The 6,535-nt window shown below is 68.3% G+C and carries 8 protein-coding genes; 1 reads left to right on the top strand and 7 read right to left on the bottom strand.

Going from position 1 to position 6,535, the window contains the following annotated elements; translation table 11 throughout:
* Positions 1-620, top strand: a 620-nt coding sequence (locus tag A9X05_RS20430) for a phosphodiester glycosidase family protein (RefSeq protein WP_197499146.1), incomplete at its 5' end; no start/stop codon positions are given.
* On the opposite strand, the gene A9X05_RS20425 is transcribed toward A9X05_RS20430, so the two are convergent.
* The 7 genes from A9X05_RS20425 to A9X05_RS20395 form a co-directional block, all read right to left on the bottom strand.
* Entirely contained in the window at positions 617-1,288 is a 672-nt protein-coding gene (locus A9X05_RS20425) for a YoaK family protein (RefSeq protein WP_067756098.1), read from the bottom strand. The genes A9X05_RS20430 and A9X05_RS20425 overlap by 4 nt on opposite strands.
* Before the next feature lie 18 nt (positions 1,289-1,306).
* Positions 1,307-2,020, bottom strand: coding sequence for a mammalian cell entry protein (locus A9X05_RS20420; RefSeq protein ID WP_067783778.1), 714 nt, complete (start codon positions 2,018-2,020; stop codon positions 1,307-1,309).
* Positions 1,987-2,541: a mammalian cell entry protein gene (locus A9X05_RS20415; protein ID WP_067756105.1), complete on the bottom strand. Its 555-nt coding sequence runs from the start codon at positions 2,539-2,541 to the stop codon at positions 1,987-1,989. Before A9X05_RS20415 ends, A9X05_RS20420 begins: the two co-directional genes overlap by 34 nt.
* Entirely contained in the window at positions 2,538-3,509 is a 972-nt protein-coding gene (locus tag A9X05_RS20410; RefSeq protein WP_067783775.1) for an RDD family protein, read from the bottom strand. Before A9X05_RS20410 ends, A9X05_RS20415 begins: the two co-directional genes overlap by 4 nt.
* A complete protein-coding gene (locus A9X05_RS31735) occupies positions 3,506-4,330 on the bottom strand; it encodes an Mce protein (RefSeq protein WP_067783772.1) in 825 nt (274 codons plus the stop codon). The genes A9X05_RS20410 and A9X05_RS31735 overlap by 4 nt, the downstream gene beginning before the upstream one ends.
* Positions 4,300-5,850: a virulence factor Mce family protein gene (locus tag A9X05_RS20400; protein WP_067756115.1), complete on the bottom strand. Its 1,551-nt coding sequence runs from the start codon at positions 5,848-5,850 to the stop codon at positions 4,300-4,302. Before A9X05_RS20400 ends, A9X05_RS31735 begins: the two co-directional genes overlap by 31 nt.
* On the bottom strand, positions 5,844-6,535 hold a 692-nt coding region (locus tag A9X05_RS20395), incomplete at its 5' end, for an MCE family protein (RefSeq protein WP_231978440.1). The genes A9X05_RS20400 and A9X05_RS20395, both read right to left, overlap by 7 nt.

The raw sequence follows: 6,535 nt of genomic DNA, 5'->3' as shown, positions 1-6,535 counted from the left end.
CCGGCTCGTGGCGTCAGACCGGCTGCAGCTCGCCGCTGGGCGCCTTCGTGGACAACACCAACGGCCAGGGCCGCGCCAACCAGGCCGTCACCGGCACCGTGGCCTACCCGGGCAAGCAGGGCCTCTCGGGCGGCGGCGAAAGCTGGAGCGCCCTGACGACGATGATCCTGCCGTCGGGCGGCGCCCCCTACGTGGTGTGGCCCAAGAGCAAGAGCGACTACGACTCCGCCACGCCCGTGGTCCAGGACCTGCTCAACAAGAACGAGCGGTTCGTCGCGGTCTCCGGAATCGGGCTGCTGGCGCCCGGCAACACCGGACAGCTGCACGACGGCGGGCCCAGCGCCGCGCGGACGGCTCTGGCGTACGCGCGGCAGAAAGACGAGATGTACATCTTCGAGGGCGGCAGCTACACCCCGGACAACATGCAGGACCTGTTCCGCGGGCTGGGCAGCGACAACGCCATTCTGCTCGACGGCGGCGGGTCGTCGGCCATCGTGTTGCGCCGCGACACCGGTGGCATGTGGGCCGGTGCGGGCTCGCCGCGCGGGTCGTGCGACACCCGGCAGGTGCTGTGCGATTCGCACGAGCGGGCGCTGCCCAGCTGGCTCGCCTTCAACTAGCTCGGCCCGAAGCGGAAGATCAGCAGGCTGGCCGCCACCACCGCGGCCGTGACGGCGAACACCGGTGCGACGACGAACCGCGACATCGACGCCCCCAGGAACGCGCCGGCGCACATGGTCAGCACGACGCTGAGACGCAACGTCTGACGCGCGCCCGAGCCGCCGGCCAGGCGGCTGTCCAGACCGAGGCTGACGATCGTCGACGTCAGCACGGTGGTGGACAGCTCCTGGATGCCGAACTGGCGCGCACTGGAGTGCTGCAGGCCGAACGTGACCGCCAGCAAGCCGATCATGATCAGCTTGGTGTTGTCGTGGTACTGCAGGATTCCCACGCCCGCCAGGATCGCCAACCCCACCAAAAGGGTTATCTCCGTTGCCAATACGGTGGTGATCCACTGTCGCGTCCGGTCGGCGAAGTGCCGCGATATCCGGCCGCTGACGATGGTGGTGCACACGAACGTGGGCAGGGCCACGACCACCGCGGTCAGGTCGATGCTCGTCCTGGGCGCCAGCCAAAAGCCAAGGAAGATTACGTTTCCCGTCATGTTGGCGACGAACACATGGCCGAGCACCAGGATGCTGATCGAATCCGCCAGGCCGGTGGCGAAGGTCAGCAGCAACAGCGCCGCGACGGTCGATCGCTCCGACACCGGCGAGGTAACTGCCATGGCTCGTAGCAGACTGCGCTAGACGTGCGGCGTCAAATCCAGCGACGTGATGGTCGTCATCCTGGTCACCAGCCAGCGGCTCTGCGCGCGCTTGAGGAACAGCCGGTAGGACAAGTACTTCAGCGCCGGCACGTTCTTGGTCAACGGGCTGGTGGACGTGGTGTTGGTGTAGACGATGACGACGGCGTTGGCGTCGTCGATCGATTCCACCGCCGCCCCGGTGACGTCGGTGTGGTTGGTGATTTTTGCCTGCTTGTTGGGCGCCACGATGGCGTCGACGAACTTGCGGTACTGCGCCTCGAAATCACCGCTGAGGTAGCCCGACGCGCGGTCGGCGAGGGTGTCCATGTTCTCCGGCGTGTAGGTCCACAGCGTGGTGATCGCGTTGGCCGCGGTCCGCGCCACCTTCAGTTTCGTTGCGGCGGCCGCCCGGTCGCTCAGGTACGGCTGTACGGTCGCGCCGGCGAACGCCGCGGAACCGACGAACAGTGCGGCGGCCACCGCGACAGTGACGGCCAGCCGCTTGCCGGCCAGCAATTTGCGCCGCTTGCGAGCGGGGGGTTGGTCCTCGGCGGCCTCGGTGTCACCCTCGGCTGCCTCGGATTCCTCTGCGGCGGAGGCCGTTTCGTCGGCGCTGCCGGACTCTTCCCGCTCTTCGGTCGCCGCCTCGTCCGAAGTGGCGGCGTTACCGTCGGCGGTCAGATCACCTGCTGCAGGTTGCTGATCTTCCACTGCTTTCCTTCCTGCGTGGCGGTCGCCGTCCACCGATTGGCGTTTTCCCAAACTTGTTTACCGTCGGGCGATTTGGCGCTCACGGCGGTGGCCACGATCGTGGTGACACTGCCGTCGTCGTTCCACCGCTCCACCCCCGCGTCCAGGACGGTCCCGGTGGCAGGTTCGGCGCGGGCCACCTGTAGCAAAATCTCGTTCGCCTTGTCGCGGTATTCCTTGGCGAAGTCGCCGGTCGCCTGCGCCAGCACCCGCGTTATGTAGTCGTTGGCGTGGAACGGATCGATGGAGGTGAACTGCGTCATGAACCCGGTGACGTAGCTGAGGACCTCGCGATTCTTCGACGCGGCGCGCTCCCGGGACTGATGATCGACGAGCATCAGGCTGCACACCGTGATCGCGGCCGCCATGAAGACCGCGGCGACGGCGCCGGCCAGCGGCAGGCCCCACGGCCGCCCCGGCGGCACCGGATGCGGGACCAGCAGCGGCCCCTCACCGGGCTGGAACTTGCGGCGCGGGCTCATTTTCCGGCTCCCGGCGGTTTGGGCTTGGTCAGCACCGTGAGGTCGTCGACGAGCCAACGGCCGTCGCCGCCTTTGACGAAAGTCACCCGGACGGTGGCGGAGATGTAGCGCTCGTCGGGCGCCGCGCCGCGGCGCCCCTGCATGAACATCAGCATCGTCGCCCGATCGGGCGACGCCGACTGGACCGCGTGATCGGTCACCCAGTACTCGTTGATGACCGGGTTGCCCTTCTGCACCATGTCCTGCTGGGCGGCGAGCTGGGTCCGGTACTTGTCGGTGGCCAGGGACAGGGCGCGGGCGAAGTCGTCGTGCAGCGATTTCGGGTCGTAGGTCAGCATCTGCGCGACGATCTTCGGTCCCTGCGTGTCCAGCTGCGCCCGCGTCCGGTCGGTGGCCCGGTCCGGGGCGAACACCGCCGCGTAGCTCAGCGCCGCGCCGGCGATGCACAGCCCCGCCGCGGCCGCCACCAGGACCGTCGTCCACCGCCGCGCGTTGAACGCCGGCTCCGCCGTTTCGTGACGGCGCACTTCGGTGCGCGCCAGCATGTCGGCGAAGGTGCGGCGGCCCGAATCCCACAGCGGCCAAAGCCATCCCACCATCGAGACGGTGTCGAGCAGGTGCGCCAGGTCGCGCAGCAGCAGGCCCCACGGCCCGATCGGCTCGCCGTCGCGCCGCACCACCGTGATGCCGAACAGCGCCCGCCCGAGGCTCCAGCCGACGACTGTCGGGAGCAGCAGCCGGTTCACCAGCACCAGCAGGATGACCACTCCGATGACCGCGATGCACAGCCACCACCACACGCCGCCGGGCGGAACGGTGAACCAGGTGACCGCCATCGTGGCCACCACCGCGGCACCCGGCAAGACGTCGACCGCGAGCGCGCCGGCGCGAATGTGCCAGGGCGCCAGGGCGGTCCGCGGAGACTGCTGGACGGCCGTGGCCGGTGGTTTGTCGACCACCACCGTCACTTCGTCACCTGGTCGAGCTTGGCTATCTTGTACTGGCCTTCGCTCTGAGCCATTTTCACCCGCAGCCGGTAGCCGGTCTCGTTCTGCGTCTGGTCGTTCGCAACCTTGACGCGGACCGCGACGAGCACCTCCACCGAGCCGTCGGGGTTGTTGCGCTCGACGGCCGCTCGCATGTCGGACACCTGGACGTGGACGTTGGCGGCCTGGTACGCCTGGACGAGCATGCTGGTGTAAAGCAGGGCCTGCGAGCGGAAAGCGTCAGTGCCGCAGTCGATGATCTTCTGCTCACTCGCCGCCATCGCGTTGGTGTCGGGGGCCTGGGTCGCCGACACGCAGTCGACGGCGGCCTTGAGCGCAGCGGCGTCGTTGCGGGCTATCGCCTGGCTTTCATGGTGGTAGCGCAACGCGACGTAACCGCCCACACCGACCGCCGCGGCGCACAGCACGAGCACCGCCGCGATGCCGGCCAGCCAGCCGCGGCCCATCCGCGACGGCCGACGCTCGACGGCGTCGCCGAGCTCGGCACCGGGCTCCGACGGCTCGTCGGCCGCGGTCTCGGGAGCGGCCTGTTCGGTCGCGTCCTCGGGTCCCGCCGGTTCCTCCGCGGCCACCTCGGTTTCCGCCGGCTCCTCGACGGTCACGTCGGGCGCAGGCGGTTCGATGACACCGTCGGGCGCTGCGGAATCCTCGGGTGTCGCGCCGGAATCGATCGGATCGACGGCGGCCGCCGGGTCCTGGTTCTTAGGACGCCGTCCGCGCAGACGACGAAACTTCGGCATCGGTGGGGGGTTCAGCCGGCTGGTGCCAGCATCTCCTTCCATCCGTCGTCTCCTGTTCTGGCCGAGTTCTCGACGGAGTATTTAACTCCATCTGGCCCCACCAGTTCACCGCTTTGGGGACTGTAGGTCGCCACCGGAGGCCCGCTGGGCGTGTAGACACACGGGTTGGGCTGCTGGCCGTTGCACTGCACGGTACCCGACCCCGGCCGGGACAAGGGGTCGCTGGTCGGCGGGGGCGTCCCGGACACCCGGTCCGACGGGGCCGGGTTCAGGCCGGTGTCGATCGACGGTGCCGGGATCACCTGCCCGGGCTTCACGGGCTGGTCGCAGCGTGCCGCCGGCGCGGGGCAGGTCACGATTTGGTTGGGATCGCCGTACCAGGGGTTGGTACCCGCGGGCACGTACGGCTTGGGGTCGCGGCACTCCCGGGGCGTGGCCGCCCGCTTGCCCTCGACGTCCGTGCACGGGATGTTGCGCGACCCGCGCACGCTGTTGGCCGGGGTGTCCATCGGGATCTTGCAGTACGTGCCCGACGGCAGCGGCTGCATGCTGGTGTCGGCCGGGGACCGCCACTCCGACGCCGGGATAAAGCCGGTCAGGCAGGGCGGCGGCTGGTTGATCGACAAGGCCAGGTCCAGCGCCGCCATGTTCGGGAACGGCGCGGCCACCGTCTGGGCGATCGACGCGCCCTGAGGCAGGAACACCAGGACCTGCTCGACGCCGGTGTGGTAGCGCTTGAGCAGGTCGAACACCACCTCGAGATTCGCCAGTGTCTGCGGCAGCGACTCGCGGACGTCGTTGAACACGTCGTTGACCTGATCGGCCGTCGGCGCCGCCTGACGCAGGATGCTCTTGACGTGCGAGTCCTCCTGGGCGGACTGCGCGCCCAGCCGGTTCAGGTTGCGCGCCCAGCGTTCGATGGCATCGCCCGACTTGACCTGGCTGTCGAGCACCGGGCCCGAATTCTGGATGATGTCGTTGACGTCGGTGATGTTCGTCTTGAAATCACCGACGATCGCCTGCGTGGAGTCCACCAACCGCTGCAGGGCGGGACCCAGGCCGCCGACGGATTGCGCCGTCTCGTCCAGTAATTGGCCGATCTTGTCCTTGGGCAGCACGGCCAGCCCACGGTTGGCCGTGTCCAGCGCCGGGCCGATCTCCGCGGGCACCGTGCCCTTGGTGATCGTCTGACCCTCGGACAGGAACTTGCCCGGATTCCCGGTCGATTCCAGGTCCAGGTACTGCTCACCGACGGCCGACACCGAGTGCACGTTGGCGGTCGCGTCGATCGGGATCTTGTAGCGGCTGTCGATGCTCATCGTCGCTTCGGCGCCGCGCTCGGTCGGTTCGACGTCGGTGACCTTGCCGATCGTGATGCCTCGATACGTCACGTTCGCCGTCGGGTACAGACCGCCCGACGCCGGCAGTTCGGCCTTCAGCGTGTACCGACCGATGCCGGCCAGGCTCGGGAGCTGCAGGTAGTACACCCCGAGCACGAGGATCGAGATGACCGTCAGGATTCCGAATGCGATCAGCTGGCGTCTGATGAAAGGAGTCAGCAATTCCTGTCCCCCCTTTCCACCAGCGGCCCGCCGGGCGCGTCATTCGGGTTCGGCGTGTAGCGCACGTCCGGGATCATCGTCTCGGGGTCACGCCCGAACGACTGCTCGAGCGCGCGCAGCGCGCCGGACAACCCGGTACCGGTGAGGAACGCGTTGTCGACCGAGCTGTAGGTCACGTCGAGCGTCAGCGAGATATTGATGTAGTCACCCCGGAAGATCTTCGGCACGGTGTCGATGTCGAACGGCTGGGTCAGGATCAGCTTCAGCGCGCCGATCAGATAGGGCGAGGCGCGCCCCAGCTCCTTCAACGGGCATTGCAGCGCCTGCAGGTCGGTGTGCAGCGGCCCGCGGGCTTCCGACAGGTACTGGTCAGCGGCCTGGCTCAGCCGGCCCACCGCGTCGACGGCGTTGATCAGCAGGTTCTTGGTGTCGGCGAAATGCTTGATCAGCGGCGGGATGTCGGTGAGCACCCGGTCGAGGACGTCCGCCCGCGCGCCGACATAGGTCAGCAGCCGGTTGGTCGAGTCGATCGCGTGGGTGATGTCATCGCGCTGCTGGTTGAGCTGGCTGGTGAAGGTGTCCAGCTTGCCCAGGAAGGACCGGATCGCGTCGCCCCGCCCGTTGAAGATGTTGTAGACCTCGTTCTGCAGCACCTCGAGGTTGGGGATGCCGCCACCGCGCAGGA

The sequence above is a fragment of the Mycobacterium sp. E3298 genome (assembly GCF_001666895.1).
Classification (GTDB): Bacteria; Actinomycetota; Actinomycetes; order Mycobacteriales; family Mycobacteriaceae; genus Mycobacterium.
Note: the sequence above shows the minus strand (reverse complement) of the source record. Positions and strands in the feature narration are given on the sequence as shown.

Excerpts from the sequence above, each read along its gene's own strand:
- A9X05_RS31735 (WP_067783772.1), bottom strand. The coding sequence starts at position 4,330 with ATGGAAGGAGATGCTGGCACCAGCCGGCTGAACCCCCCACCGATGCCG.
- A9X05_RS20415 (WP_067756105.1), bottom strand. The coding sequence starts at position 2,541 with ATGAGCCCGCGCCGCAAGTTCCAGCCCGGTGAGGGGCCGCTGCTGGTC.
- A9X05_RS20425 (WP_067756098.1), bottom strand. The coding sequence starts at position 1,288 with ATGGCAGTTACCTCGCCGGTGTCGGAGCGATCGACCGTCGCGGCGCTG.